The organism is Delftia tsuruhatensis NBRC 16741, from assembly GCF_001571325.1.
GTDB classification, from domain to species: Bacteria; Pseudomonadota; Gammaproteobacteria; order Burkholderiales; family Burkholderiaceae_C; genus Comamonas; species Comamonas tsuruhatensis.
Genome location: NZ_BCTO01000023.1, coordinates 138,714 through 164,969, shown reverse-complemented (window position 1 = coordinate 164,969; position 26,256 = coordinate 138,714). Strand labels below are relative to the sequence as shown.

At 66.4% G+C, this 26,256-nt stretch carries 23 protein-coding genes; 11 read left to right on the top strand and 12 right to left on the bottom strand.

The window, feature by feature from the left end:
• The first annotated feature begins 247 nt into the window (after nucleotides 1–247).
• Complete coding sequence (locus tag DTS01S_RS12220; protein WP_082774905.1) at nucleotides 248–3,217, top strand: diguanylate cyclase; 2,970 nt, start codon at nucleotides 248–250, stop codon at nucleotides 3,215–3,217.
• Nucleotides 3,218–3,284: 67 nt separating this feature from the next.
• Here DTS01S_RS12220 and DTS01S_RS12215 read toward each other — a convergent pair whose 3' ends face one another.
• The 7 genes from DTS01S_RS12215 to DTS01S_RS12185 all read right to left on the bottom strand — a co-directional run bounded on the left by DTS01S_RS12215 (nucleotide 3,285) and on the right by DTS01S_RS12185 (nucleotide 9,509).
• Nucleotides 3,285–3,962, bottom strand: a complete 678-nt coding sequence (locus DTS01S_RS12215) for a DUF1028 domain-containing protein (protein WP_061287789.1) — start codon at nucleotides 3,960–3,962, stop codon at nucleotides 3,285–3,287.
• 53 nt (nucleotides 3,963–4,015) lie between these two features.
• Nucleotides 4,016–4,450 carry a RidA family protein gene (locus tag DTS01S_RS12210; protein WP_012204875.1) on the bottom strand — a complete coding sequence of 145 codons (435 nt, stop codon included), beginning with the start codon at nucleotides 4,448–4,450 and terminating at the stop codon, nucleotides 4,016–4,018.
• A 53-nt stretch (nucleotides 4,451–4,503) separates the two neighbouring features.
• Nucleotides 4,504–5,787 (bottom strand): flavin-containing monooxygenase, encoded by a 1,284-nt coding sequence (locus DTS01S_RS12205; protein WP_061287788.1) that lies wholly within the window; start codon nucleotides 5,785–5,787, stop codon nucleotides 4,504–4,506.
• 115 nt (nucleotides 5,788–5,902) lie between these two features.
• The gene (locus DTS01S_RS12200; protein WP_016448200.1) at nucleotides 5,903–6,601 is read right to left on the bottom strand and encodes an ABC transporter ATP-binding protein; all 699 of its coding nucleotides are present in this window, start codon (nucleotides 6,599–6,601) and stop codon (nucleotides 5,903–5,905) included.
• The gene (locus tag DTS01S_RS12195) at nucleotides 6,594–7,421 is read right to left on the bottom strand and encodes an ABC transporter ATP-binding protein (protein ID WP_061287787.1); all 828 of its coding nucleotides are present in this window, start codon (nucleotides 7,419–7,421) and stop codon (nucleotides 6,594–6,596) included. The genes DTS01S_RS12200 and DTS01S_RS12195 overlap by 8 nt, the downstream gene beginning before the upstream one ends.
• The gene (locus DTS01S_RS12190; RefSeq protein ID WP_026062742.1) at nucleotides 7,411–8,592 is read right to left on the bottom strand and encodes a branched-chain amino acid ABC transporter permease; all 1,182 of its coding nucleotides are present in this window, start codon (nucleotides 8,590–8,592) and stop codon (nucleotides 7,411–7,413) included. The genes DTS01S_RS12195 and DTS01S_RS12190 overlap by 11 nt, the downstream gene beginning before the upstream one ends.
• Nucleotides 8,592–9,509 (bottom strand): branched-chain amino acid ABC transporter permease, encoded by a 918-nt coding sequence (locus tag DTS01S_RS12185; RefSeq protein ID WP_061287786.1) that lies wholly within the window; start codon nucleotides 9,507–9,509, stop codon nucleotides 8,592–8,594. The genes DTS01S_RS12190 and DTS01S_RS12185 overlap by 1 nt, the downstream gene beginning before the upstream one ends.
• A 287-nt stretch (nucleotides 9,510–9,796) precedes the next feature.
• Here DTS01S_RS12185 and DTS01S_RS12180 point away from each other — a divergent pair, with 287 nt between their 5' ends.
• The 3 genes from DTS01S_RS12180 (at nucleotide 9,797) to DTS01S_RS12170 (ending at nucleotide 13,543) form a co-directional block, all read left to right on the top strand.
• Nucleotides 9,797–10,945 carry a branched-chain amino acid ABC transporter substrate-binding protein gene (locus DTS01S_RS12180; protein WP_061287785.1) on the top strand — a complete coding sequence of 383 codons (1,149 nt, stop codon included), beginning with the start codon at nucleotides 9,797–9,799 and terminating at the stop codon, nucleotides 10,943–10,945.
• Nucleotides 10,945–12,459 (top strand): 4-hydroxyphenylacetate 3-hydroxylase family protein, encoded by a 1,515-nt coding sequence (locus DTS01S_RS12175; protein WP_061287820.1) that lies wholly within the window; start codon nucleotides 10,945–10,947, stop codon nucleotides 12,457–12,459. The genes DTS01S_RS12180 and DTS01S_RS12175 overlap by 1 nt, the downstream gene beginning before the upstream one ends.
• 133 nt (nucleotides 12,460–12,592) lie before the next feature.
• Nucleotides 12,593–13,543, top strand: coding sequence for a LysR family transcriptional regulator (locus tag DTS01S_RS12170; protein WP_016448205.1), 951 nt, complete (start codon nucleotides 12,593–12,595; stop codon nucleotides 13,541–13,543).
• Between the two features lie 29 nt (nucleotides 13,544–13,572).
• On the opposite strand, the gene DTS01S_RS12165 is transcribed toward DTS01S_RS12170, so the two are convergent.
• Nucleotides 13,573–14,133, bottom strand: a complete 561-nt coding sequence (locus DTS01S_RS12165; protein ID WP_061287784.1) for a dihydrofolate reductase family protein — start codon at nucleotides 14,131–14,133, stop codon at nucleotides 13,573–13,575.
• A 220-nt stretch (nucleotides 14,134–14,353) separates the two neighbouring features.
• On the opposite strand from DTS01S_RS12165, the gene DTS01S_RS12160 reads away from it, so the two are divergent.
• Genes DTS01S_RS12160 through DTS01S_RS12150 form a run of 3 tightly spaced genes read left to right on the top strand, consistent with a single transcriptional unit; the run spans nucleotide 14,354 to nucleotide 16,842 of the window.
• Nucleotides 14,354–15,460 (top strand): alkene reductase, encoded by a 1,107-nt coding sequence (locus DTS01S_RS12160; protein ID WP_061287783.1) that lies wholly within the window; start codon nucleotides 14,354–14,356, stop codon nucleotides 15,458–15,460.
• A 59-nt stretch (nucleotides 15,461–15,519) separates the two neighbouring features.
• Nucleotides 15,520–16,539 carry a zinc-binding alcohol dehydrogenase family protein gene (locus tag DTS01S_RS12155; RefSeq protein ID WP_061287782.1) on the top strand — a complete coding sequence of 340 codons (1,020 nt, stop codon included), beginning with the start codon at nucleotides 15,520–15,522 and terminating at the stop codon, nucleotides 16,537–16,539.
• Nucleotides 16,540–16,542: 3 nt separating this feature from the next.
• Nucleotides 16,543–16,842 (top strand): putative quinol monooxygenase, encoded by a 300-nt coding sequence (locus DTS01S_RS12150; protein ID WP_016452308.1) that lies wholly within the window; start codon nucleotides 16,543–16,545, stop codon nucleotides 16,840–16,842.
• Nucleotides 16,843–16,867: 25 nt separating this feature from the next.
• On the opposite strand, the gene DTS01S_RS12145 is transcribed toward DTS01S_RS12150, so the two are convergent.
• Nucleotides 16,868–17,812 carry a LysR family transcriptional regulator gene (locus DTS01S_RS12145; RefSeq protein ID WP_254787929.1) on the bottom strand — a complete coding sequence of 315 codons (945 nt, stop codon included), beginning with the start codon at nucleotides 17,810–17,812 and terminating at the stop codon, nucleotides 16,868–16,870.
• A 105-nt stretch (nucleotides 17,813–17,917) separates the two neighbouring features.
• On the opposite strand from DTS01S_RS12145, the gene DTS01S_RS12140 reads away from it, so the two are divergent.
• Nucleotides 17,918–18,898, top strand: coding sequence for a Bug family tripartite tricarboxylate transporter substrate binding protein (locus tag DTS01S_RS12140; RefSeq protein WP_026062744.1), 981 nt, complete (start codon nucleotides 17,918–17,920; stop codon nucleotides 18,896–18,898).
• A 45-nt stretch (nucleotides 18,899–18,943) separates the two neighbouring features.
• Nucleotides 18,944–19,303, top strand: a complete 360-nt coding sequence (locus tag DTS01S_RS12135) for a 5-carboxymethyl-2-hydroxymuconate Delta-isomerase (RefSeq protein WP_237426717.1) — start codon at nucleotides 18,944–18,946, stop codon at nucleotides 19,301–19,303.
• Between the two features lie 67 nt (nucleotides 19,304–19,370).
• Here the strand turns inward: DTS01S_RS12135 and DTS01S_RS12130 are convergent, their stop codons facing one another.
• Nucleotides 19,371–20,657 carry a M16 family metallopeptidase gene (locus tag DTS01S_RS12130; protein WP_034364426.1) on the bottom strand — a complete coding sequence of 429 codons (1,287 nt, stop codon included), beginning with the start codon at nucleotides 20,655–20,657 and terminating at the stop codon, nucleotides 19,371–19,373.
• 157 nt (nucleotides 20,658–20,814) lie between these two features.
• Entirely contained in the window at nucleotides 20,815–21,957 is a 1,143-nt protein-coding gene (locus DTS01S_RS12125; RefSeq protein ID WP_061287780.1) for a DUF3883 domain-containing protein, read from the bottom strand.
• Between the two features lie 319 nt (nucleotides 21,958–22,276).
• Between DTS01S_RS12125 and DTS01S_RS12120 the strand changes: the two genes are divergently transcribed.
• Both DTS01S_RS12120 and DTS01S_RS12115 read left to right on the top strand, forming a co-directional pair.
• Nucleotides 22,277–22,651, top strand: coding sequence for a nucleotide pyrophosphohydrolase (locus DTS01S_RS12120; RefSeq protein WP_016448215.1), 375 nt, complete (start codon nucleotides 22,277–22,279; stop codon nucleotides 22,649–22,651).
• Complete coding sequence (locus DTS01S_RS12115) at nucleotides 22,648–24,519, top strand: DUF2075 domain-containing protein (protein ID WP_061287779.1); 1,872 nt, start codon at nucleotides 22,648–22,650, stop codon at nucleotides 24,517–24,519. The genes DTS01S_RS12120 and DTS01S_RS12115 overlap by 4 nt, the downstream gene beginning before the upstream one ends.
• A gap of 91 nt (nucleotides 24,520–24,610) precedes the next feature.
• Here the strand turns inward: DTS01S_RS12115 and guaA are convergent, their stop codons facing one another.
• Nucleotides 24,611–26,227, bottom strand: coding sequence for a glutamine-hydrolyzing GMP synthase (guaA, locus tag DTS01S_RS12110; protein WP_016448864.1), 1,617 nt, complete (start codon nucleotides 26,225–26,227; stop codon nucleotides 24,611–24,613).
• Nucleotides 26,228–26,256 lie beyond the last annotated feature (29 nt).

The window sequence follows — 26,256 nt, the reverse complement described above, 5'->3', positions numbered from 1 at the left end:
GAGCGACGTATTCACAGAGTCATATCGGTTGCTCTGGCCCACCGGCAGGCAGGACCTGCGTCTCGAGCGCTGTGGCGTGCGGGGCGCTGTATCGGTGGGCCATTGCGGTTGACAGCTGGCGTTGCAGATCTTTTTTCTTGTCTCGCTGCGTTGCATGTCTTCTCGTTCCACCGCTATCCATCGTCCCGCCCTTTCCTCGCGCTCGCACGCAAGAACATCGTTGGCCGTCATTGCAGGCGTCTGCTTGATGGCGCTCGCAGCGGGGCTGTACTGGGCCGCGTTGCTGGCCAGCCACCAGTACATGCAGCGCTACACACAGGATCAGGCATGGCTGCGCGTCTCGCAGATGTCCCAGGCGGTTTCCGCGCAGGCCGGGACCATGCTGTCGGGCCTGAACTATTCCCTGCGGGACCTGGCCCAGGACTACGAGTCGGGTGACTCCGAGGCGTTCGGGCGGGCCGTCGCCAGCGTCCAGGAGGCCTATCCGCCCGGCACCATCGTCCAGGTGGCCGTGGCCGATGCGAAGGGCCAGGTGGTGTATTCGAGCCTGGCAGCCTCGGAGCCGCCTGCGCAGGGCGTGTCCATTTTCGACCGCGAACATTTCCAGGCGCATCTGAAGGGCCTGACGCAGGGAACCTTCATTGGCCGTCCGGTACAGGGACGGGTTTCCGGGCAATGGGGTATCCAGCTGAGCCGCGCCCTGCACCACCGTGGCGCGTTTGCGGGCGTGCTGGTGGTGTCGCTGTCGCCGCAGTACCTGTCGCGGCAGTTGCAGGCCATCTTCGACAGCCCGCGCGACGTGATCTTGCTGCTGCGCGAGGACGGCACCTATCTTGCACGCTCGCAGAACCAGGATCGGGTGCTCGGGCGCCAGTTGCCCGCGAAGCGGGTGGCGCTGTTTGCCCCCGATGTCACGCATGGCACCTACGAGGTGCTGGCGAGCACCGACGGAATACAGCGCATGTATGCCTGGAGCCGCGTCAGCGGCTTTCCGATACTGGTGAGCACGGGGCTGGACCACGAGGCCGTGTTCGGCCCGCTCAACGAGACCATACGGCAGAGCCTGTGGCGCAACGGCATAGGCACGCTGCTGATTTTTCTGGGCGGGATGCTGACGGCCTGGCTGGCGTTCCAGCGCTGGCGGGAGGAGGACCAGCGGGTCCAGTCCGAAGAGCGCTTTCATCTCCTGTCGCAGGAAGTGCCGGGCGGCCTGTTCCAGTACAGCTGGGACCCTGCCGGCCACTATGCCCTGTCGTTTGCCAACCCCGGCTTTTATGCCATGCACTGCATCGATCCGGATACGGCAGACCCTGCCTTGCAGGACCTGGCACAGCGGGTTCATCCGGAAGATATCTCCGCGCTCAGGCGGTCCATCGACGAAGCGATGCGCAGCCAGGGGGACTGGGCCTGCAAGTACCGCGTACAGTCCGCCGATGGCTCCGTGCGCTGGCTGCAGGGCCATGCACGCCCGCAACGCACTGAAGACGCAACCGTGCTCTGGCATGGCTACATCCTCGATGTCACCCAGGACGAAAGCCTGCGCAAGGCGCTTCACGAGAGCGAGGAGCGGCTGCGGCTGACCATCGGTGCCGTGCGTGACGGACTTTGGCAGTGGGACCGCGAACACGACCAGGTGCTGTGGGATGCCCGCTGCTACCAGATGCTGGGCATGCCGGACCAGGCACTCGGTTCGTTCACCGTGGCCGGCTTCATGCATCTGCTGCACCCACTGGACCAGCCTCGCGTCCAGGAACGGCTCAGGCGCCACCTCGAACACGGCGACCCATTCCGTGTCGAGATGCGCATAAGGCAGGCCGATGGCTCCTGGCGATGGATCGAATCGCGCGGGGAAGTGACCCTGCGCGATGCCGACAACAAGGCACTGCGCATGCTGGGAATGCACACCGATATCCAGGAACGGGTGGAGCAGACCCATATGGTGAGCGCCCTGCTGGAGCGCGGAAGCGCCCTGGTGCTTGTCGCCAGCCATCGCCGCAGCATCGTCTACGCCAATGCCCGGGCAGCCGAGTGCTTCGGCCTTGCCGCGGGCGCGCTCGAGCCGCAGTGCTCATTCCAGCAGCTGCATCCGTCCAGCGACAGTTTCGACAGCTTCGCATCGCTGTACGAGCGCCTGAGCCTGAAGGGCACGGTGCGTACCGAGTGGGCACTGAAGGTCAAGGGCGGCCACATGCGCTGGTTCGACATGCAGGGGGCACTGCTGGATCCCGAAGACCCCCAGGGCAATGTGATCTGGACACTGTTCGACGTAGATGCCCGCCATCAGGCGGAAAGCGCATTGCACCAGGTACAGCAGCGGCTGGAGGCCATCATCGAGAAATTTCCGTCGGGCATCCTGGTGACCGACGATGCGGGGCAGTGCATCAGGGCAAGCAACGCAATGCTGGTGGACCTGTTCGAGCTGCCGCTGTCCGCCACGGACCTTGTGGGGAAAAGCCTGCAGACTTTGCTGTCCTATTTGCCCCCGGCCATGGCAACGGCCTTGCAGCCTGCGCCGCAACCGGGGGCAGGTGCCCTGTCGCAACGAACGATCTTTGCCCTGTCCAACGGCCGCCATATAGAAACGGAGCTGCTGCCGCTTCGCAGGCAGGAGCGGCTGCTTGGCTACTGCTGGGTATTCCACGACGTGACCGACTACAAGAGGCGCGAAACGCAACTCGAAGCCCTGGCATTGACCGATGCGCTCACGGGTGCCAGCAATCGGCGGGCCTTCATCACGCGCATGGAGTCGGAGCTGGAGCACCTGCGCCTGGGACTGAGCCATCCGTCGGCACTGATCATGCTGGATATCGACCATTTCAAGCGCGTCAACGACAGCTTCGGCCATGGCGTGGGCGACGAGGTGCTCAGGCATCTGGTGATCGCGGTGTCCAAGCAGCTGCGCCAGGGCGACATGCTGGGCCGGCTGGGCGGCGAGGAATTCGCCGTCTTGCTGACGGACGTGGACGCCCCGACCGCACTGCGGCGCGCGGAGAACCTGCGTGAGGCCGTGGCGGCGCTGGCCGTGTCCGTACAGGGCCAGGACAGCCCGATCCGCTTCACCGTGAGCCTGGGCGTATGCCTCATGGACGAGGGCGAGGCATCGGTCGAGCGCTGCCTGGAGCGGGCCGACGCCGCCATGTACTTCTCCAAGCGCAATGGCCGCAACCGCACCACGTGCTGGACGCCCGATACCCCCGTGATTTCAGACGCCAAGTGAACGCGATGCCAGTGCCGCGACACGCCCGTGCGCCCGGGCAAGGCGATGTGTCAGCTACCCGGCCGCCTCACTCATCGCCGGGCACTCCGTAGCTGGGCGCGGCCGTGGGATCGATGGCGCGCGTCTGGTAGTCCTGCATCTGCGGCGCGTAGGCGGCCCAGAGGCCTTGCAGCGCGCCGATGGGATCTTGCTCGGACCAGTCCACGCGCAGGTCCGCCATGGGCCAGCTGTGCTCGCCCGCCACCTTGAGCGCGGCCGAATGCACGGGCCCGGCCTCGCCGCCCGCGGCCATGGCGGCCTGCATGGCGGCCAGCAGGCGCTCGGCCAGCGGCAGCGCCGCGCTGCGCTCGAAGGCCGGCACCATGGCCTCGATGGTGCGTTCGCTGGCCAGCAGGTTGCCCGCCGCCACGCACTGCCGCCCCACGGCGCTGGTGAAGATGCCCAGGGCCTGGCTGCCGCTGAAGACGCCGGTGCGGCCCTGCGCGTCCACCACGGTGACCTGGCGGTACTGGGGCCAGCTGCCGTCGTCCAGCGCCTGGCGCAGCGCGGCCTGGGGGTCGGCGCCCTGCTCCAGCAGGTCCAGCACGCGCGGGCCCAGGGCGGGCAGCGTGATGTTCTGCGTGGACACCACGCCCACGCCCGCGCGCACCCAGGGGCAGCGCGCGCCCACCGCAATGCTGGACGAGCTGATGGCCACGCCCAGCTGCCCGGTGCGCTCGCAGCGCCCCACAATCGAAAAAGTCATGGTTTCTTCCTCCTGCCGATGCGGCTGTACCAGGTGCTTGCTTTGGTTGACGCTCAGGCGCTGGCCGGCGGCTGCCAGTCATCGGGGATGACCGCGATCACGTCGATCTCCATCAGCCACTGCGGCTGCCCCAGGGCCGAGATGCACAGCCCCGTGGAGATGGGAAACACGCCCTTGAGCCACTTGCCCACTTCCCGGTAGACGGGCTCGCGGTAGCGCGGGTCGATGATGTAGGTGGTGGTCTTGACGATGTGCGACAGGTCGCTGCCCGCTTCCTCCAGCAGCTGCTTGACGTTCTTCATCGCCTGCTCGGCCTGCTTTTGCGGATCGCCCAGGCCGACCAGGTTGCCCTCGAAATCGGTGCCGATCTGGCCGCGCACATAGACGGTGTTGCCGGCGCGCACGGCCTGGCACAGGTCGTTGTCCAGCGACTGGTTGGGATAGGTGTCCTTGGTGTTGAACATGCGGATGCGGGTATGGGTGGGCATGGTCTGGCTCCTGCAGGGGGTGGATGGGAAGGTGTCTCAGAGCGCGCTACCTGCTACCTGCTGCGGGCGGCGGCGTCGTAGTCGCTGTAGCGGCGCTGCTTGGCGATGTGGTCGGCCACGAACTTGGCGTCATGCCACACGCCCCAGATGAAGGACGAGCCACGGCGCGACAGCCAGGGCAGGCCCAGGAAGTAGATGCCCGGCTCATGGCCCACGCCGCGGTGGTGGCGTGGCTTGCCGCCGGGCTCGAAGCTGTCCACCTGCAGCCAGCTGAAGTCCACCCTGTAGCCCGTGGCCCAGATGATGGAGGTGATGCCTGCGGCGGCCAGGTCGAGTTCGCGCAGCGGATGGGTCATGCACTCCGGATCGGGCAGGCGCCTGCGCGCCTCGGGCTCCTCGGGCAGGTCCAGGCCGTTGCGGCGGATGTAGTCGTCGGCCGCATCCAGCATGGCCAGGTAGTTGGCGTCGCCGTTGGCGATGTTCTCGGCCAGGTCGTCCCTGAAGCGCACCCTGCCATCGGCGAAGGACTCGGTCAGCCCCACCAGGGTGATGCCCTGGTGTCCCAGCGCGCGAAAGTCCACGGTGTGGCCCCCGCGCGCGCCGCTGACGGCAATGGTGACATGCTCGCGGCCGGGCTTGGCAATGGCCGCATCCCATTCGCCCAGCACGCCCAGCCACCAGCAGAAATCACGGCCGCGGTAGGCGCGCGGCGGCCGGTCATGGGCGCCCACCGACAGGAACACCTTGCGGCCCGCGCGCTGCAGTTCGTCAGCGATCTGCACGCCCGAGGAGCCTGCGCCCACCACCAGCACGGCGCCTTCAGGCAGCTGCGCGGGGCGGTGGTAGTGCGCGGAATGGATCTGCAGCAGGCGGCCATCGGCGGGTGCAGCGGGCGCAGCCGGCGCTATCGGCGGGATCACCGGCACCTGGAACGGCCCCGTGGCCGCGATCACGTTGCGGGCCTCGATCACGCCCTCGGACGTTTCCACCGTGAAGCCCGGCCGGCCCTGGTTGCGCGTGACCCGCCTGACCTCCACGCCGGTGCGCACGGGCGCCTTGATCTGGCGGACATAGTCCTCGAAGTAGTCGGCCACCTCGTCCTTGCCGGGAAAGCCGTCGCGGTCGCCCTTGAACTCCAGGCCCGGAAAGCGGTCATGCCAGGCCGGCCCGTTGGCCACCAGCGAGTCCCAGCGCCCCGTGCGCCAGGCCTGGGCGATGCGCTGGCGCTCCAGCACCAGGTGCTCTACGCCAAGCTGGCTCAGGTGTTCGCTGGCCGCGATGCCGGCCTGCCCGGCACCGACCACGAGCGTGTTGATGGTTTGGATGTCAGCTGTCATGGTGTGGGTCTCTCAGGAAAAAAAGGCGCAGGCCGTCCCGCATCGGCGCGGTGCCGACTGCCTTGGTGTGGTCCGCAACAAAAAAGGGAAGGAGGTGAAGGCCGCCCGTGCGGCGCTACAGGTACAGGTGCTTCACCACGTCGTTGGCCAGCAGCTCGCTGGCCGTGCCCGAGGCCACCAGCTGGCCCTTGAGCAGCAGATAGCCGGTGTGGGCGATGGACAGCGCCGCCTCGGCGTTCTGCTCGATGAGCAGCACGGTGATGCCTTGGCTGTGGATGCGCTGCACCGTCTCGAAGTACTCCTCGATGAGCTTGGGCGACAGGCCCAGCGTGGGCTCGTCCATCACCACCAGGCGCGGCTCGCCCATGAGCACGCGGCCCAGCGCCACCATGGCCTGCTCGCCGCCGGACAGGGTTCCCGCTGCCTGCGACAGGCGCTCGCCCACCCGGGGGAACAGGGCCACCACGCGCTCCAGCGCCTGGGCAAAGCCCTGCTGCGGGCGCAGCGCGTCGTGGCCGATCTTCAGGTTCTCCTGCACGGTCAGCTCGGCAAACAGGCGCCGCCCTTCGGGCACGAAGCCCACGCCCAGGCCGGCCAGGTCTTCGGTGCGCATGCGCGCCAGCGGCTGGCCCATGACGCGGATGGCGCCGTGGTGCACGGGCAGCAGGCCCGCGATCGCCTTGAAGGTGGTGGTCTTGCCCGCGCCGTTGGGGCCCAGCAGGCAGACGATGCTGTGCTCGGGCACCTGCAGCGAGACCTGGTTGAGCATGTTCACCACGCCATAGCGCGTGCTGATGGAGTCCAGTTCAAGCATGGCTGGCCTTTCTGCCCAGATAGGCTTCCTGCACGCGCGGCAGCCGGCGCACCGCCTCGAAGCTGTCGTCGCCGATCTTGCGTCCGTAGTCCAGCACCATCACGCGGTGCGGCAAGGTGGCGATGAGCCGCATGTCGTGCTCGATGATGATGAAGCCCAGCGCCGGATTGCCTTCGCGCAGGCGCTGGATGTCGGCGATCAGCGCATCGGTGTCGCGGTCGTCTATGCCGCTGGAGGGCTCGTCCAGCAGCACGATGCGCGGCTCGGCGGCCAGGGCGCGCGCAATCTCCAGGCGGCGGCGGTCGGCCTGCGGCAGGCTGCTGGCCAGCACGTTGCGGCGCTGGTGCAGGTCGCTGGACACGCTTTGCAGCAGCGCGCAGGCGCGCTCGGCGCCGCGCTTCATCTCGGCGCGCGAGACGGCCGGGCGCAGCAGCGCGGTGAGCACGCCGCAGCGGGTGCGCGCGTGCATGCCGATGATCACGTTGTCCAGCACGCTCAGCGAGCCGAACAGCCGGCTGGTCTGGAAGGTGCGCGCAATGCCGGCGCCCGCGATGTCGTGCGCGGCCATGCCCTTGAGCGAGCGGCCTTGCAGCAGCACCTCGCCCTCGGTGGGCTGGTAGATGCCGGTCAGCAGGTTCAGCAAGGTGGACTTGCCCGCGCCGTTGGGCCCGATGATGCCCAGCACCTCGCCCGCCGCCAGGTGGATGTCCACGCCCTGCACCGCCGTCAGGCCGCCGAAGCGCATGGTCAGGCCACGCCCCTCCAGGACCAGCGGGCCTGCGGGCGCGGCATGGTGGTTGGGATGGGAATCAATGCTCATGGTTGCGCACCCGTTGGGGGAAGATGCCGCGCGGGCGGATGATGAGGAAGGCGATCACCACCAGGCCGTAGAACAGGATGCGGTAGTCGGAAAACGCCCGCAGCTTCTCCGGCAGCATGGTCAGCAGGAAGGCGCCGACGATCACGCCCAGCGTGTTGTCCATGCCGCCTGCGATCACCAGCGTCATGATGGTCACGGACACCAGGAAGGTGAAGTTGTCCGGCGAGATGAAGCTCACATAGAACGCATACACCGTGCCCGCGAAGCCCGCCAGGAAGGCGTCCACCGCAAAGGCCTTGACCTTGAACCAGGTGACGTTGATGCCGCAGGCGCGCGCGGCGATCTCGTCGTCGCGCAGGGCATTCCAGGCCAGTCCCACGCGCGAGCTGTGCAGGCGCTGCGCCGAGACGATGGCCAGCCCCAGCAGTGCGACGGCCACGTAGTAGAAGTTGGCCTGGCCCGGCAGGCTGTGGCCCCACAGCGTGATGGGGTCGTTGAACGAATGGCCGAACAATGTGGGCGAAGGAATGCCCACCAGGCCGTTGGCGCCGCCCGTCCACTCCAGGTTCATCAGCAGCTGGTGCACGACGATGCCGAAAGCGATCGTCACCAGCGCCTGGTAGCTGTCGCGGGTGCGCATGGACGGCAGGCCCAGCAAAAAGCCGAAGACCGTGGCCACGGCGGCGGCCACCAGCAGGCAGATCCAGAAGCTCACGCCGAAGTGGATGGCCAGCAGGGCCGACGCATAGGCGCCGATGCCGTAGGACGCGCCGGTGGCGAAGTTCGGTATGTTGGCGCTGCCCAGCTGGAAGTTCAGCGCCAGCGCCAGCACCGCGTACAGGCAGGCAATGATCATCAGGTGCATGGCATAGCTGTCACCGCCCAGCACCCACGGAAACACCAGGGCCAGCACCACGCCCGTGCCCACGGCCAGCGGCCTGCACTGGCCGAAGGCGGCCACGATGCGGTCCTCCACCAGCGGGCGTTTCTGCACCGCGACCAGGGCCACGGCAAAGCAGGCCAGCAGCGCCAGCACCGTGATCCAGCTTTCGGCCAGCAGGAACTGGCGCAGCAGCACGGCGCCCGCCAGGGCCACGCCCAGCACGATGGCGGCCGAGCCCGCACTCCGTGGCGCCGCCTGCGGCGGCGCCTGTATCGTCGTTGTCTGCATCACACCTTCTCCATTTTCTGAACGCCGAACAGGCCGGCGGGGCGAAAGATCAGCACCAGGATCACCAGGGCGAACACGAACACCAGGCGGTACGAGGTGCCGTTGGGCACATAGCCCTGCACGATGGTCTCGATGGCCGCAATCAGCAGGCTGCCGACAATGGCGCCCCCGAGCCGCCCCAGGCCGCCGACCACCGCGGCGGAAAAGCCGATCAGCCCCGCCTGCACGCCGAAGTCAAAGCGCACCACGCCCGCATAGCTGGCCAGGAAGATGCCGCCCACCGCGCCGGTGGCCGAGGCAATGAAGAAGGTGTTGCGGAACACCGGCCCCGGCGCAATCGAGAACAGCCGCGCGGTTTCGCGGTCCTGCGACACGGCGCGTATGCGCATGCCCATGGGCGTGTGGTGCAGCACGTACAGCAGTACGCCCACCAGCGCCATGGCCACCAGCACCGAGACCACGCTGATCAGGGGCAGCGGCCCGAACGGGGTGGGAACGGCCCCTTGCGCAATCGCCGGGAACGCGTGCGGATTGCTGCCCTGCGGGTACAGGTGGCGGATCAGCTCGCGGATCACGATGCCCAGCGCCACCGTGGCCACCAGCGGCATCATGGCCGGCGCATTGCGAAAGCGGCTGATCACCAGCCGGTCCAGGGCAACGCCCAGCCCTCCCACCGCCGCAATGGCCACCAGGCAGGCCAGGCCCAGCACCAGCCAGGGGGCCGAGCCGCCCAGCGCGGTGGCCAGGGCCTGCACGGCCGCCAGGGCGATGAAGGGGGCGACCATGGCCACGTCGCCATGGGAAAAGTGAATCACCTGCAGCACGCCAAACAACAGGCTGAAACCCAGGGCAAGCAGGCTGTAGATGCAGCCCAGGGTCAGCCAGTTGATGAGTTGCTGGAACAGCGCGTCATGCATCGATAGGGTTCCTCTTGTGTCGGGTTCGGCCGGGTTGGCGGGGCTTCGCTTGTCTCCATGTCACGCAACCATTGAAGCAAGAAACCGCACAAAACCTGCGTCGCTTTTGCCGAGGCGCTGCTTCGGAAAACGCGATCCAGTCCCGGGCAGGTGCGGCGATACATTGATCCGGCGGCGTTGCCAGACAGCGCCGGCCAGCCCGCCACGCACCGTGGCGCCCCGCCGCCCCGGCCTCCCCGGGCCGCCATGGCTGCCCCTCGTCTTCACCTGAAAAGGACCGACCGACCATGCAAGCCTTCACGACAACCACCGCCCTCCTGCCATCGCGCCGGCGCCTTGCCGCATCCGCCCTGGCGCTGGCCGCCACCACGCTGGCCTGCGGCGCGGCCTGGTCCCAGTCCACCGTGAAGCTGGGCTTCATCGGCCCCGTCAGCGGCGGCAACGCACAGCAGGGCCTGGGCGCGAAGAACGGCTTCCTGCTGGCCATAGACCAGTGGAATGCCACGGCCGGCGTGCCGTTCAAGGTGGAGGGCGTGGTGCTGGACGATGCCTCCGACCCGCAGACCGGCGTGTCCGCCGCGCTCAAGCTGGTCAACGACCGCGACGTGGTGGGCGCCATCGGCCACTGGAACAGCCCCGTGGCCCTGGCCACGCTGCCGGTGTTCAACCGCGTGCAGATGCCCTTCATCGTCTGGGGCGCCATCGGCCCCAAGATCACCGACCAGAACTTCGCCAACACCACGCGCGTGACGCCCACCCTGGTCAACGAGAACAAGCCCCTGGCCGCCTGGGCCGCCACGGGCCTGGGCGCAAGAAAGATCGCCATCATTGCCGACACCAGCGACTACGGGCGCGCCAACCTGGCCTCGTTCGGCAGCTTCTACAAGGCAGAAAAAGGCAGCGTGGTGGCCGAGGAAAGCTACCCCGTGGGCACCACGGATTTCCGCTCCATCCTCACCAAGATCAAGAGCCTGAACCCCGACGCGGTCTACTTCGGCGGCGTGATCACCGAGGCCGGCATCGTGCGCAAGCAGATGGCCGAGCTGGGCATGAAGCAGCCCATGCTGGGCATCAGCGGCATCTTCGACCCGCAGCTCATCCAGATCGCCGGCCCGGCCGCGGACGGCACCATCGTCGGCACGCCCAAATCGCAGACCAACCCCCGGCTGGACGCCATGAGCCGCGCCTATGCCGCCAAGGGCTATGCCGACTCCGAGAGCCCGTACACCAAGTACGCCTACGACGCCACCGGCATCCTTTTGCAATCGCTCAAGACGGCAGGCACCAAGGACCGGCAGGCCGTGGCCAAGGCCATCCGCGCCATACGCTACGACGGCGTGACCGGTACCGTGACTTTCGATGCCAACGGCCAGACGCAGGTGCCCGTGGAGCTGCAGCTGCACGAGGTCAAAGACGGCAAGTGGGCCAGCCGCTGATGATCAGGACAGGCAGCCAGTACCGCGACTCCATCCGCGATGGCCGGCGGGTCTGGATGAACGGCGAGCGTGTCAAGGACGTGACCACCCACCCCATGTTCAAGCCGCTGGTGGACATCCGCGCGCGCATGTACGACCTGCAGCACGAGGCCGCGCTGCGCGACGCGCTCACCTGCGACGAAGGCGACGGCGAGCGCCACCCCATCGCCCACAAGCTGCCGCTGACGCGCCAGGACTGGTGGGACAAGCGCCGCGCCACCGACCTGCTGCTGGAGGACATGGGCGGCGTGGTCATGCGCGTGGGCGACGAGAGCGTGGGCGAGATGTGGTCGCTGTTCGACGGCCAGGACGTGCTCAACGAGCTGGACCCGCGCTTTTCCGCCAACATCCGCACCCACATCCGCCGCGTGGTGCGTGGCGACCTGTTCCACGTATCGGCCAACACCGACCCCAAGGGCGACCGCTCGCGCCTGCCGCAGGACCAGGACCCCGACGTGCTGCTGCACGTGGTCAAGGAGACCGATGCAGGCGTCATCGTGCGCGGCGCCAAGTACGAGACCGCTGCCGCCTATGCCAACCAGGCCTTCACCAAGCCGGGGCTGGCGCACTGGGGCGACGCGGCGCAGTCCGAATACGCCATAGGCTTCATCTGCGACCTGGGCACGCCCGGCCTGCGCTTCATCTGCCGCCCGGGCCTGGCCGCCCGCGCATCGGCCCAGGACCATCCGTTGAGCCATCGCTTCGACGAAGTGGACGCCATCGTGGTCTTCGACGACGTGCTGGTTCCCTGGGAGAACGTGCTGTTCTACCGCCACACCCGGGCCGCCCATTTCCTGCGCGAGACGCTGCACCGCTACTCGGCCTTCACCTTCCTGCAGCGCAGCCTGAAGCTGGCCGACATGCTGATAGGCACGGCCCTGCACAACGCGCGCCAGACCGGCGTGGAGAAGCTGCAGGCCGTGCAGGACAGGCTGGCCGGCCTGGCCTGCTACCGCGAAGGCATCAACGCCCACCTCACGGCCGCCATCGCGCTGGCCGAGCGCAGCCCGGCCGGGCTGATGATGCCCAACCAGTCGCTGCTGTTCACCGGAAGGTCGCTGGCCACCGGCCAGCTGCACCACATGATGAACACCGTGCGCGAGCTGTGCGGCGGCCAGGTCTGCCTGACGCCGGACCACGCCAGCTTCGAGAATGAGGAAACCGGCCCCTGGCTGCGCAAGTTCTACACGCTCGGCCCGCAATCGCAGGCCGACGACCGCCGCAGGCTGCTGGCCTATGCGCGCGACCTGCTCGACTCGGACCACGCCGGCCACCGGCTCAGCTTCCAGCTGTTTGCGCAATGCCCGCCCTACGCCCAGACGGCGGCCGTGTACCGGCATTTCAACTGGGATGCGCCGCTGGACTTCGTGGGCAAGTCCGCCGGTCTGACGGACCGCGTGAAGGCCACGCAGGCGCCGGCCCAGGGCGACGGTGCGGTGGCGCAATGGTTTCGCAATCACAACGCCAGCGACTGAAGGCTGCCGGGGCCCGACCGCCGCACAATGCAGGCGCCTTGCGGGAAGGGCCTCTTGCAGCGCGGCCCGCCGCTTGGTCAACTACGCGGCAGGTCACCCTGGCCGCCCTCCCCCTCTCCACCTCTTGCACACCGTGCTGACACGACTGACCTTCAGACAATTGGAATACTGCGTGGCAGCGGGCGAGTTCGGCAGCATTGCCGAGGCCGCCAACCGCATCCACGTCTCGCCCTCGTCCATCTCATCGGCCATCACCCAGGTGGAGGCCGAGCTGCAGGTGCCGCTGTTCGTGCGCCACCATGCGCAAGGCCTGTCCGTCACGCCCGCAGGCGCCGAAGTCCTGCGGGAAATCCGCAGCCTGCTCGACCAGGCCATGGCCTTGTACGACGTGGCCAGCAGCGCGCAAAGCCAGGTGCGCGGCCCCGTGCGCGTGGGCTGCTTCACCACGCTGGCGGCCATGGTCGCCCCCGAGCTGTGCCAGGGATTCGCGCGCGCCCACCCCAAGGCCACGGTCACGCAGATCGAGGACCACCAGGAAGGCCTGATCCACAAGCTGCGCACCGCGCAGATCGATGTCGCCATCACCTACGACCTGCTGGTGGCCGAATCGGACATCTGCTTCGAGCCCCTGGCCCAGCTGCCGCCCATGGTCATCGTCAGCGAACTCAATCCGCTGGCCAACCACCGCTCCACCACGCTGGAGGCGCTGGCCCAGCTGCCCATGGTCCTGCTGGACCTGCCCCTGAGCCGTGAATACTTCATGTCGCTGTTCCGCGAAGCCGGCGTCTCGCCCCTGATCGCGGCCCGCAGCGCCAGCCCCGACGTGGTGCGCTCCCTGGTCGCCAACGACGTGGGCTACTCCCTGGTCAACGTGCGCCCGCGCAACTCCCATGCGCTGGACGGCAAGAAGATCGTCAACCTGCACCTGAACGGCAACCACCGCCCCATGAAACTGGGCCTGGCCTGGGCCCGCGAACAAAAGCCCCGCCATGTGGTGGAAGCCTTCATGCACCGCTGCCGCAGCTTCATCTCCAATGAATACATTCCGGGGATGACGGCGCCTGGGCGCGGAGAGGCGAACTGAGCGGCGCGCAGACCGAATCAGGGAGCCCGTCAAGCGGTGCTCTTGCGCACCTCGTAATGCAGCACCGCCATGCCCTCGCCGATCTGCCGAACCGACAGCAGGCGCAGCACCGGATGCAGCACCCGGCGCGGGAACAGCGGCTTGCCCCGGCCCAGCGTGGCCGAGCCCACGCTCAGGATCATCTCGTCCAGCAGGCCCGCGTCGTAGAACTGCCCCGCCAGGTCTCCGCCCCCCATGATCCAGAGATTGCCCCCGCCGGCCGCAGCCTGCATCTGCGCATGCACGGCACGCACATCACCGCTGACGAACCGGATATCGGCACCCGGGATACCAGGCAGCGTGCGGCTGGAAAACACCCAGGCAGGCTGCGTATAGGGCCACGCCGCCCCGGTCTCCCTGGCCACCGTCTCCGCGTGGCGCAGCATCCATTCGTAGGTGGCGGACCCCATGGCCAGCGCGCCCACGCCGGCAATGAACTCCGGGTAGCCCGTGGCCTGCATGTCGCCCAGCGGGAACAGCCAGTCCAGGAAATCGTCCTCGGTGGCCAGGAATCCGTCGAGTGAGGTGGCGGCGAAGTATTGGGTCTTCATGGGGGAGATGGTAGCCAGGCAGGCGCGGCACGGCCATCCGCCCGGGTGTCGTGCAGGCCGCGCCCTGAGCTCATCGTCAAATTTCTTTTGAAGCCGCCTTCAGTCTTGCGGGTCTTTTTCAATTGAAACGCCCAGGTCAACATCGCTCCATGCCCAGACGACTTGCGAACCGGGTTTCCGCTCCCGCCCCAACACCTCTACAGCTCCGCCAAGGAACCGCATGACCACCGCCTCCACGCCCCTGTTTCGCCCCCTGCAGCTCGGCCCGCTCAGCCTGCCCAACCGCATGGTGATGGCCCCCATGACGCGCAGCCGTACCAGCCAGCCAGGCGACGTGCCCAACGCATTGATGGCCACCTACTACGCACAACGCGCCAGCGCCGGCCTGATCGTCTCGGAAGCCACCCAGATCTCCCGCCAGGGCCAAGGCTACAGCTTCACCCCCGGCATCTATTCAGAGGCGCAGGTGGACGGTTGGCGCCGCGTCACGGACGCGGTGCACGCCGCCGGCGGGCGCATGGTGCTGCAGCTGTGGCACGTTGGCCGCATGTCGCATGCCAGCTTTCACGCCGATGGCCTGCCGGTCGCGCCTTCGGCGCTGTCGCCGCAAGCGCAGGTCTGGGTGGTCGGCGACGACGGTGTCGGCCGCATGGTCGACTGCCCCGTGCCGCGCGCACTGAGCGCACAGGACATCCAGGACGTGATCGGCGACTTCCGCAGGGGCGCGGCCAATGCGATGCGTGCCGGTTTCGATGGCGTGGAAATCCACGGCGGCAACGGCTACCTGATCGATCAGTTCCTGCGCACCACCTCCAACCACCGCACCGACGCCTACGGCGGCGGCATCGCCCAGCGCACGCGCTTCGCCGAAGAGGTCGCGGCCGCCGTGGCGGGCGAGGTCGGGGCCGAGCGCACCGGCATCCGCCTGGCGCCCTTCATCACGCAGCGCAACATGAACTGCCCGCAGATCATCGAGACCATCCTGCATCTGGCCAGCAAGCTCGACGAGATCGGCCTGGCCTACATCCACCTGTCCGAAGCCGACTGGGACGATGCGCCCGAGATTCCGCAGGACTTCCGCCACGCGCTGCGCCGCGCCTACCAGGGCAAGGTGATCGTTGCGGGCAAGTACGACGCGGAGCGCGCCCAAGCCATCCTGCACGAGGGCCTGGCAGACCTCGTCGCCTTCGGCCGCCCCTTCATTGCCAACCCGGACCTGCCGGCGCGCTACGCCGCCCAGGCGCCGCTGGCCGCATTCGATCCGAAGGCCCTGTTTGGCGGCGACGCGCGCGGCTACTCGGACTACGCAGCCCTCGCCACTGCCTGAAGCCCTCCCTGCTCGCCCTCCTTGCTATCCCCTCTTCCTCAACCTTTGAAAGCACGACCATGAAAGCCGTTGGATACCAGAAACCCCAGGCCATCAGCCAACCCGAATCGCTGATCGACATCACCCTGCCCGATCCCGTGGCCACCGGCCGCGACCTGCTGGTCGAAGTCAGGGCCGTGTCCGTCAATCCGGTGGACACCAAGGTGCGCGCCAGCGGCGCGCCCGCCGAGGGGCAGACGCACAAGGTGCTGGGCTGGGATGCCAGCGGCATCGTCAAGGCCGTGGGCCCCGAAGTCACGCTGTTCAAGCCGGGCGACCGCGTCTGGTACGCCGGCTCCATTGCGCGCCCTGGCACGAACAGCGAGCTGCACCTGGTGGACGAGCGCATCGTGGGCCACGCGCCCAGGTCGCTGGACTTCGCACAGGCGGCGGCCCTGCCCCTGACCGCCATCACCGCATGGGAGATGCTGTTCGACCGCCTGGGCATCGCGCCGGGCAAGCACCCCAGCCACAAGACACTGCTCATCATCGGCGCCTCCGGCGGCGTGGGCTCCATCCTCACGCAGCTGGCCACGCGGCTGACCAGCCTTACCGTCATCGGCACCGCATCGCGGCCCGAGACGCAGGCCTGGGTCAAGGAGCTCGGCGCCCACCACGTGATCGATCACAGCCAGCCGATTGCCGACGAACTCAAGCGCATCGGCTTTCCCACGGTGGACCACATCGTGAGCCTCACGCAGACCGACCTGCACTTCGCACAGATCGTCGAGGCGATCGCGCCCCAGGGAAAATTCGGCCTGATCGACGATCCCGCGTCGCTGGACATCACCAAGCTCAAGCGCAAGTCGGTGTCGGTGCACTGGGAATTGATGTTCACCCGCGCCCTGTTCGGCACCGACGACATGATCGGCCAGCACCGCCTGCTCAACGAGCTTGCCGCACTGGTCGATGCCGGCCTGATCCGCACCACGCTGGCCGAGCGCTTCGGCAGCATCAACGCCGACAACCTCAAGCGCGCCCATGCCCTGATCGAGTCGGGCAAGGCGCGCGGCAAGGTGGTGCTGGAGAACTGGGGCTGAGCCATGAAGACAGAGACCATTTTCAACCTGGCCATCCTTGAAGCGAAGGCCGGCCAGCAAGACCAGCTGCGCGACGCCCTGCGCGCGCTGGTGCCATTCACCCGGCAAGAGGCCGGATGCCTGGACTACACGCTGTTCGAGCTGGCGGACAAACCCGGCACCTTCTACATGCGGGAGTCATTCAGGGACCAGGCAGCGCTGGATGCGCATTTCAGCATGCCGTACTTCAAGGCGTTCGAGAAACGCTTCGACGAACTGCTGGCACGCCCCCTGCAACTGGTGGGCTTGAAGGAAGTGCCCTGACGGGCGGTACGGACCCGGCCGACGACTAGCGCGCGGCTGCAACGCGCCGCCCCCACGCTGGCGGCAGCGTGGGGGTTGCCGCCGAAAGCTCGTCCCATACGTACTGGGCGGCAAAGCCGTGGTGACGGCTGCGTGAGCGCACCAGGCAGGCTTGCCGGCCCAGATTTCTTTCGGCCAACGGGACTGCGTCCTGCACGTCCAGGCTCATTGCCGCGGCACCGTTGAGCAGCGCGACCATGCCGTTTTCACGGGCGGCATGCACCAGGTCCTCCAGCGTATCGGACTCCAGATGCACGCCCGGCTTCAGCCCCTGCGCCGCAAAGGCGTTGTCGAGCTGGCGCCGCATGGCGTATTCGCTTGGCAGCAAGGCCAGGGGGTGGTTCGCGACCTCGCTGAGCTCCAGCAGGCGTCGCCGCCGGCGGGGCTTCAATCCCACGGCCACCACGGGCTCGTCGAAACAGGCCAGGATCTCCAGATCGGCATGCGGCTCCGGATCGAAGCTGACGGCGAGATCGAAATCGCCACGCAACACGCCCTCCACCAAGGCCTGTGCGGTGCGCCTGCGCAGTGCGATCGCCAGCTGCGGCCACTGCGCCTGGGCACTGCGCACGACGGGCAGTACCCAGCATCCCGCGTAGGACTGCACCAGGCCGATGCGCACCAGGCCCGCCACGGTGCTCGCACGCGCCTGCACGTCGCGCAGCGCCGCCTGCAGCTCACTGAGGCAGGCCGACACCCGGCGGTCGAGCTCATGTCCGGAGGCCGTGGCTATGGCGCGCCCGCTCGCACGGTCGAACAGCTGCACGTCCAGGGTCGATTCCAGCAAGGCGATCTGCTCCGACAGCGCCGCCTGCGAGATCGAGGCATCGCGCGATGCCGCACTGAAGCTGTGCGCCCGCATCGCCGACACGAAGTAGCGCAACTGGCGCAATGAGACGAGATCAAGGGGGTCGCGGTTGCGTGCGGGCATGGCCATCGGATTATCCGATAGGCGCGGCCAGAAAATGCGAATTGCGAAGAAACAAGGGCCTGCCGACACTACGGCCACGAGACAACTCTGGTCACGAGAGCACCGATGAAACGACGCAACTTCCTTCAGTACGCCAGCACGGCGACGGCCATTTCAGCCTTGGGCGCAAGCCCCTCGGCGCGCGCGCAGGCATTCCCTTCCAAGCCCATCCGCATCATCTGCCCCTATCCGGCAGGTGCGACCACCGATGCCGTCTCCCGTCTGATGGCGAACGCCTTGCAGACGGACAGCGGCAGCACGGTGATCGTCGACAACCGCAGCGGTGCGGGCGGCAACATCGGCACGGAGGCGGCAGCACGCGCCGAGGCCGACGGCTACACGCTGCTGCTGGGCGCACTCGGCCCCATGGCCGCGAACCCGGCGCTGTACTCCAGGCTCAACTTCGATCCGGCCAAGGACTTCACACCGCTGGCATGGGCCGCCTCGGTGCCCTTGATCTGGGCCGTGCATCCCTCCTTTTCGGCGGCCACGGCCAAGGAGGCGCTTGAATGGCTGCGCAAGAACCCGGGCAAGTTCTCCTACGCATCCGCCGGCAACGGCACGCCGCAGCACCTGGCGGGAGAACTCGTCAAGCGCCAGACCGGCACCTCGATCCTGCACATTCCCTACCGCGGCTCCGCGCCTGCACTCAACGACGTGCTGGGCGGCACGGTGCAGATGGTGTTCGAAGCCACGCCGGCCATCCTGCAGCATGTGCAAAGCGGGCGCCTCAAGGCGCTGGCCGTGACGTCCGCCAGGCGCATTCCCGCGCTGCCCGGCGTGCCCACGCTCAAGGAATCCGGCGTGGACGCCGAGATCAGCGGCTGGTACGGCTTCCTCGCGCCCGCCGCGACCCCGGCCGACCGCAAGGCCTGGCTGGTCAAGCACATGGGCGCGGCGCTGGCGGCCAAGGCCACGCAGGACAGGCTGGCCGAACTCGGCTCGGTGCCCATCGACAACTCGCCCCAGGCATTCGCACGCCTGCTGGACAGCGAGCGGGCACGCTGGCAGACGCTGATCCGCGAAGTCGGCATCAAGCTCGACTGAAGGCGCCGCCCCATGCCGCACATCGCCATCGAGGTATCGCCATCCTTGCTCCCGTCGATCCAGTGGGAGCCGGTCCTGCACGCCATGCACCTTGCGCTGGCCGAGCGCGGATGGGCACGGCTCGCGGACCTGAAGTCGCGCGTGGCACCCATCGCCGTCGGACTGTGCGGCGAGGACCCCCACGCGCAGCAACTGATCGCCACCCTGACGCTGACCAACCCGCGCCCGCCGCAGATGTGCTCGGCCATGGCCGAGGCCGTGTTCGAGCATCTCTCGCGCGCCGTCGACGCGCACCCGGAGTCAGCGGCGTGGGTGCAGTGCTGCGTGTTCCTGCAGGAGCACCCGAAGTCGCACTACCTCAAGCGGCAATGGAACGCGCCGCAGTCCGCTCCCCCAATTCCATGACAACGGGAAAAGCGCCATGTGTTGCGGCTGGCCGCTGGCCGCTGGCCGCTGGCCGCGCGCTGCCGGCTCAGGCCGCCAGGCCTGCGGCCAGCTGCCGCACGGTCCGGGCATTGGCGCCCTTGCCGGTGATGGCCACCGCCGGAGGGTGGGCCAGCATGCGCTCGAAGACCTTGCGCACTTCCTCGGCCCCGATGCCGTCGATCATCGCCAGCGTTTCGGCCACGGATGTCACGCTGCCATGGGCAAAGAGGTCCTCGACAGCCCGCTCCATGGTGGCGTAGGTCCGCTCGCCCGCGCGCACCCGCGAGACCGCCAGCTGGTTCTTGGCCCGCTCCAGATGCACGGGGTCAATGCCGGCCGCCTGGGCGCGCAGCAGGCCGCCTGTCGCTGCCACCAGCGCTTCGAGCTTGTCCGGCGTCGTGACCGCATGCACGATGAAATTGGCCCAGACGTCACCGCCCTCCATCGCCGCATAGGCCGTATAGGCCAGTCCGAGCCGCTCGCGCACGGTATCGACCAGGGGCGACGACATCCCCTCGCCCAGCAGATGGGCCGCCAGCGAGGCCACGAGACGCGCACGCTGCGGATGCTCGCCCTGCAACGGCTCGAACACCAGGGGATAGGCCAGGTTCACGAACACCTGGGACACCTGCGTGAAGCGTTGCGCCAGGGCCTGCCCCACATACTTTGCGGGCTGAGGGGGCAACGCCACAGCGGGATCGGCCGACGCAGGCATGCCGGCGAACAGCTGCGCCGCCTGCTCCAGCCAGGCCGGCACATCGAAGTTTCCGGCCGCGACGACGACGGTCTTTTCTCCCACGTAATGGGACTGCACATGGCGCACCAGATCCTGCCGGGTGAAGCCTTCGATATTGGCCACCGTGCCGATCACCGGCATGCCCATGGGGTCGTCGCCCCAGATGGCGCGGTCCAGCAGATCGCCGGCGCTGTCCTCCGGGTCCTCTTCGTACTCGATGGCCTCCTGCCGGATCACCTGCAGCTCTCGTTGCAGCTCATGCTCGGGAAACACGCTGTTCAGGACGATGTCCGCAATCATTCCCAGCAAGGCCTGCGCATGCCAGCCCAGGCCGGTCATGAAATAGCCGGTGATGTCCTTGCCGGTGAAGGCGTTGACCTCCGCGCCCAGCCGCTCCGCATCCAGGTTGATCTCCTGCACGGAACGCGTGTGCGTGCCCTTGAACGCCATGTGTTCCAGCACATGGCTGATGCCGTTGCTGGTGGAGGTCTCGTCGCGGGAGCCCACGCGCAGGAACACGCCCACGCTGACGCTCTGCAGGTGCGGCATGGGCAGCGCCAGCAGCCGGACCCCATTCGCAAGAGTGCGCAAGGCCATGGCAGGCCGCTCCAGTTCGGTTGCCGCCAGGGGCTTTTCTTGAATCATGGGCTATTGTCGTCGCGCTCCAGAGGATGCGCAGGGCAGGTCTCTTCAGCCCTCTTTCATGTGCCTGTGATCAAAGCTGCGGGGAGCTCTGGCTAGGCCGCCCTGCGCGTTACCCGACCAGGCGCCGGAACGACGCCCGAAAATCGATGGGCTCCAGGTGCAGCTGGTCCGCCAGCGGCCCGTTCAGGATGTAGAGCCTTGGTTCCTCCCGGAACTGAAAAACCCGGTAGAGATGGAAGGCATCCCCGGCCTCTGCTGCGAAATCCAGTTCGTTGCGGCTGATGATGAAGGACGAGGCATGCCCGCCATTGGTGGTCTTGACCTCGATGAAGCGATGCTCGCCGGGTCGCTCATGCGAGAGGATGTCGTAGCCGCTCCCGTCGCCGAGCCGGTCAGACACCCAGTCCAGCTGCTGGAAAAGCTCCGGATACCCGGCATGGATAAGTCGCCGCTGTTCGAATCCGATGACCCACTGCTCTCCGGCACGGCCAAGATGCCGGTTGGCTTCATCCCGCTGGGCCCAGTTCGTCTTGCGTGGAAATCTGACCTTGGCGCCGTCTTTCGCCAACTGCGCCACTGTCTCCAGCGCAGGCGGTTCAACCAGGCAGGCATGAAAACTCTGCTCATCAGACGTCTTGACCTCCTCCATCGCATCCACCACGCGGGAAACCAGGCCCGGTTGATTCAGGACGAACTGCTGCACCGCCTGACGCAACAGAAGCTGAGCGTTGCTCCGGGGCTTGTAGCCGCGGATGAAGGGCAGCTCCAGGTCATGCAGGACGGCGCTGATGTTCTGGAACTTCAGCTCCACCGATCCCTTGCTGCGCTCACGCAGCCGCTGGCGCAACTGCGCATTGAATTCGGTCTTGGTGTAGCGCTGCTGCTCGGCCTCCAGCAAAAGCATCTCGAAATACGACGCGACCGTGGCCTGCACCTCATCGAAGGTCCAGTCTTCACCAATGCGCACGACATCGAAGCCCAGATGCTGCAATCGAGGAACGACGGTGGCCTCTCCACCGGAGAAATCAGTCGGCTTGAGCGGTCCCTCCTGCGGGAACTGATGGCCGAACGCAGCTCCGACGATGGCCTTGGAGTCGCATAGCTGCCCGGTTCTTGCATTGCGAACCAAGAAATCGCGCGATTTTCCAAATCCGTATCGCTTCAGGAATGCCGTCCGACCAAGACGTGAAAACTCGTCCAACGCCGCCTGAACGGCCGCAGGACTTTGAAGGCGAGAGAGTTCAACAGCCATCAGCGTTTGGGAGAAGTATCTTCATGCGGAATCAATACCCACGGGCTAGGTCCGCAGCAGCACACAGCAAATTGCAAAGAAATAGTACTTTACGTTACAAACGCATGCTTGGTCTGGTAGCAGCCATGTCTTTCATGGGGAACACTGGACTTCGTCTGTCTGCGCGCAAGTGCTTGCACCTGGCCTGGGAATCAGGCGGCTAGTTCTTACATCCAAGCCTCGCCCGGGCTCAGAATCTTCCTAGGCGCAGCGATACTTCAGGTCTCTGAGTCCTAGGAACTGCAGAATAGGTAACAATCCGTTCCGAAAGGGTCTGGATGTGGACAAAAGTCTGATTGACGTGACGGGCGCGGTACACGCGCTGAGGCAGTTTGCGCAAGAGCGGGAGTGGCAGCAATTCCATTCACCCAAGAATCTGGTCATGGCTCTCTCGGGCGAGGTGGGTGAGTTGACCGAAATATTCCAATGGATGACCGAGGCCGACTCTCATTCGGCCGCCTCGAATCCTAAAACCGCCTCGGCGGTACGCGACGAACTGGCCGATGTCGCCCTGTACCTCATCCGCTTGGCGGATGTGCTGGACGTGGACCTCAACGCAGCCATCGCCAGCAAGCTGGCTTCCAACGCCGCCAAATACCCTGTCGAGGCGTCGCGCGGCGTCAGCACCAAATACGACCAGCTGCCCGAGCCATGATCGTTTATCAGGCCGAGAAGACACAATTCCTGCTCGACTACGACGAACGCGATATTGAAGACGTCATCTACGCGAAGTACCAGGCAGCGACTCACCGCAAGGTAGCCAAGGCGGAGATCCGATCATGGCGCGAGTCGCTGGGCTACATTGCCCGCCTTCTGCGTGACCCGGAAATCGCACCCGACATCGGGGTCGCTGTCGAATTCATCCTGCCGCAATCGTCAAAACGCATCGATGTCATTCTTGCCGGACATGCCGACGACGGCTCTCGACGGCTGGTGGTGGTCGAACTCAAGCAATGGTCATCGGTCGGCGCCACCGACCGCGATGCCATCGTGCTTTTGCGCGGTGGAATGCGCCCTGACCAGGCGCGCATTCACCCCAGCTACCAGGCGTGGTCGTACACGGCATTTCTGGAGGGGTTCAACGAGGCCATCTATGACGGCGGGCTGCAGCTGAAGCCTTGCGCCTACCTGCACAACTATGCCGCCGATGGCATCATCGACTCCCCCCAGTACCAGCCCTATATCGAGCGGGCACCTTTGTTCCTGAAAGGCGATGAAGACCGCAAGAAACTCCGCGAGTTCATCAAACAGCACATCCGGCATGGCCGAGGCCGCCAGGTGCTGTTCGATCTTGAACGAGGAAGGATGCGGCCATCCAAAGCGCTGGCGGATGTGGTCGGCAAGCTGCTGAAGGGCAACAGCGAGTTCGCGCTAATCGACGACCAGAAGGAAGTGTTCGAGGCTGCGAAGGCCGCATGCCGCCAGGCCAGCGCCAGCGGCAGGCCTCGCGTCTTGATCATTGAGGGCGGTCCTGGAACCGGCAAGTCGGTGATCGCCGTCAACCTGCTTGCGGCTCTGCGCGAAGGCTTGACCGTCAAATACATTTCCAAGAACGCTGCCCCACGCGCTGTCTATAGCGACAAGCTGATACAGACGCGCGACAACGCACATCTGGTCAATCTTTTCGGCGGATCAGGCTCCTTCACGGAAACCGTGCAGGATGCCTTTGATGTCTTGGTCGTGGACGAAGCACATCGCCTAACCGAAAAAAGCGGCTTCTATGGGAATCTGGGCACCCATCAGGTCAAGGAGCTGATAGAAGCTGCCAAGTGCAGCATCTTTTTCATCGACGAAGACCAGCGCGTGACTCTCAAGGATGTAGGTTCCAAGGAGATCATCCGCAAGTTTGCAGCCGGGCGGAATGCTGAGGTAGAGGAATATTCGCTGACTTCCCAATTTCGGTGCGCCGGCTCCGACGGCTATCTGGCCTGGGTAGACCATACGTTGCAGATCCGAACTACCGCCAACCCTAGCCTTGCAGATATTCCGTTTGACTTTCAGGTGTTTGACGACCCCTCGGATCTGCACAAGGCCATCGAGACGAAGAACGCCAACAACCGGGCACGCGTTGTGGCTGGTTACTGCTGGCCATGGAACAGCAAGAAGAATCCCAAGCTTATGGACGTAGTCATCGGAGACTACGAGCGCCAATGGAATCTGGACCAGGACGGCAGCCTCTGGATCGTGGCACCGAACTCTGTGGCACAGGTCGGCTGCATACACACCTGCCAGGGGCTGGAAGTGGACTATGTGGGAGTCATCATCGGGCCAGACCTGACCATCATGGGCGACACGCTGGTGGCAGTGCCCCGAGCCAGGGACAGACATGACAAGACCATGAAGGGATTCGTGAAGATGACGAAGGAGCAGCCTGCCGAGGCCGCACGGCTGGCGGAAAGCATCATCAAGAACACCTATCGCACCTTGATGACCCGTGGCATGAAGGGGTGCTATGTGTATGCCACGGACGCGAAGCTGAGGGCATACCTGCGCGAGCATTCGGCTATTCCAGCATCCCACTGAACAACGGCGGGCGGGCAGAAAAAAGCCCGCAGTGCCGCGGGCTTGATTCGGAAATACGGCCGGACGACTCCGGCCGTTTCCTATTGCGCAATCATTCCCACTCAATCGTCGCCGGCGGCTTCGTCGAAACGTCGTAGGTCACCCGGTTGATGCCGCGTACTTCGTTGATGATCCGGCCAGACACCTTCTTGAGCAGGCCGTAGGGCAGCTCGGCCCAGTCGGCGGTCATGAAGTCGCTGGTCTGCACGGCGCGCAGGGCCACGACGTAGTCGTAGGTGCGGCCATCGCCCATGACGCCCACGCTCTTGACGGGCAGGAAGACGGTGAAGGCCTGGCTGGTGAGGTCGTACCAGTTCTTGCCGGTGGCTTCGTCGGTCCAGTTGCGCAGCTCCTCGATGAAGATGGCGTCGGCGCGGCGCAGCAGGTCGGCGTATTCCTTCTTGACTTCACCCAGGATGCGAACGCCCAGGCCCGGGCCCGGGAAGGGGTGGCGGTAGACCATTTCACGCGGCAGGCCCAGGGCCACGCCGAGTTCGCGCACTTCGTCCTTGAACAGGTCGCGCAGGGGCTCGAGCAGCTTCAGGCCCAGTTGTTCGGGCAGGCCGCCGACGTTGTGGTGGCTCTTGATGGTGACGGCCTTCTTGCTCTTGGCACCGCCCGACTCGATGACGTCGGGGTAGATGGTGCCCTGGGCCAGGAAGGTGGCGCCCTTGTGGCCTGCATCGCCGGCCTTGAGCTTGGCGGCCTCGGCCTTGAACACGTCCACGAACAGGCCGCCGATGATCTTGCGCTTGGCCTCGGGCTCGCTGACGCCGGCCAGCTTGCCCAGGAACAGGTCGCTGGCGTCCACGCGGATGACCTTGGCGTGCAGCTTGCCTTCGAACATTTCCATGACCATGTCGCCTTCATTGAGGCGCAGCAGGCCGTGGTCCACGAAGACGCAGGTCAGCTGGTCGCCGATGGCGCGGTGGATCAGGGCCGCGGCCACGGACGAATCCACGCCGCCCGACAGGCCGAGGATGACTTCCTCGTCGCCCACCTGCTCGCGAATTTTGGCGACGGCTTCCTCGATGTAGTCGCCCATGATCCAGTCGGCATTCGCCGCGCAGATCTCGCGCACGAAGCGGTTGAGCAGGGCCGCGCCCTGCACGGTGTGCGTGACTTCGGGGTGGAACTGGACGGCGTAGAAGCGGCGCGCCTCGTCGGCCATGCCGGCGATGGGGCAGGACGGCGTGGAGGCCATGACCTTGAAGCCCGGGGGCAGCTCGGTGACCTTGTCGCCGTGGCTCATCCAGACCTTGAGCATGCCGTGGCCTTCGGCCGTGGCGAAGTCCTCGATGCCCTTGAGCAGTTCGGTGTGGCCATGGGCGCGCACTTCGGCGTAGCCGAATTCGCGGGTGTGCGAGCCTTCGACCTTGCCGCCCAGCTGGGTGGCCATGGTCTGCATGCCGTAGCAGATGCCCAGCACGGGAATGCCCAGCTCGAACACGGCGTCGGGGGCGCGGTCGTCCACTTCGTAGACGCTGGCGTGGCTGCCCGACAGGATCACGCCCTTGAGGCGGCCGTCGGCGGCGAATTCGCGCACCCAGTCGCTGCTGACGTCGCAGGGGTGGACTTCGCAGTAGACATGGGCTTCGCGCACGCGGCGGGCGATCAGCTGGGTGACTTGGGAGCCGAAGTCAAGAATGAGGATCTTGTCGTGTTGCATGGTCATCTCAGGCAAAGGTGATGGAAGGG

Coding starts and splice junctions, on each gene's coding strand:
- DTS01S_RS12220 (WP_082774905.1), top strand. CDS start 248: ATGGCGCTCGCAGCGGGGCTGTACTGGGCCGCGTTGCTGGCCAGCCAC.
- DTS01S_RS12215 (WP_061287789.1), bottom strand. CDS start 3,962: ATGACTTTTTCGATTGTGGGGCGCTGCGAGCGCACCGGGCAGCTGGGC.
- DTS01S_RS12210 (WP_012204875.1), bottom strand. CDS start 4,450: ATGCCCACCCATACCCGCATCCGCATGTTCAACACCAAGGACACCTAT.
- DTS01S_RS12205 (WP_061287788.1), bottom strand. CDS start 5,787: ATGACAGCTGACATCCAAACCATCAACACGCTCGTGGTCGGTGCCGGG.
- DTS01S_RS12200 (WP_016448200.1), bottom strand. CDS start 6,601: ATGCTTGAACTGGACTCCATCAGCACGCGCTATGGCGTGGTGAACATG.
- DTS01S_RS12195 (WP_061287787.1), bottom strand. CDS start 7,421: ATGAGCATTGATTCCCATCCCAACCACCATGCCGCGCCCGCAGGCCCG.
- DTS01S_RS12190 (WP_026062742.1), bottom strand. CDS start 8,592: ATGCAGACAACGACGATACAGGCGCCGCCGCAGGCGGCGCCACGGAGT.
- DTS01S_RS12185 (WP_061287786.1), bottom strand. CDS start 9,509: ATGCATGACGCGCTGTTCCAGCAACTCATCAACTGGCTGACCCTGGGC.
- DTS01S_RS12180 (WP_061287785.1), top strand. CDS start 9,797: ATGCAAGCCTTCACGACAACCACCGCCCTCCTGCCATCGCGCCGGCGC.
- DTS01S_RS12175 (WP_061287820.1), top strand. CDS start 10,945: ATGATCAGGACAGGCAGCCAGTACCGCGACTCCATCCGCGATGGCCGG.
- DTS01S_RS12165 (WP_061287784.1), bottom strand. CDS start 14,133: ATGAAGACCCAATACTTCGCCGCCACCTCACTCGACGGATTCCTGGCC.
- DTS01S_RS12160 (WP_061287783.1), top strand. CDS start 14,354: ATGACCACCGCCTCCACGCCCCTGTTTCGCCCCCTGCAGCTCGGCCCG.
- DTS01S_RS12155 (WP_061287782.1), top strand. CDS start 15,520: ATGAAAGCCGTTGGATACCAGAAACCCCAGGCCATCAGCCAACCCGAA.
- DTS01S_RS12150 (WP_016452308.1), top strand. CDS start 16,543: ATGAAGACAGAGACCATTTTCAACCTGGCCATCCTTGAAGCGAAGGCC.
- DTS01S_RS12145 (WP_254787929.1), bottom strand. CDS start 17,812: ATGCCCGCACGCAACCGCGACCCCCTTGATCTCGTCTCATTGCGCCAG.
- DTS01S_RS12140 (WP_026062744.1), top strand. CDS start 17,918: ATGAAACGACGCAACTTCCTTCAGTACGCCAGCACGGCGACGGCCATT.
- DTS01S_RS12130 (WP_034364426.1), bottom strand. CDS start 20,657: ATGGCCTTGCGCACTCTTGCGAATGGGGTCCGGCTGCTGGCGCTGCCC.
- DTS01S_RS12125 (WP_061287780.1), bottom strand. CDS start 21,957: ATGGCTGTTGAACTCTCTCGCCTTCAAAGTCCTGCGGCCGTTCAGGCG.
- DTS01S_RS12115 (WP_061287779.1), top strand. CDS start 22,648: ATGATCGTTTATCAGGCCGAGAAGACACAATTCCTGCTCGACTACGAC.
- guaA (WP_016448864.1), bottom strand. CDS start 26,227: ATGCAACACGACAAGATCCTCATTCTTGACTTCGGCTCCCAAGTCACC.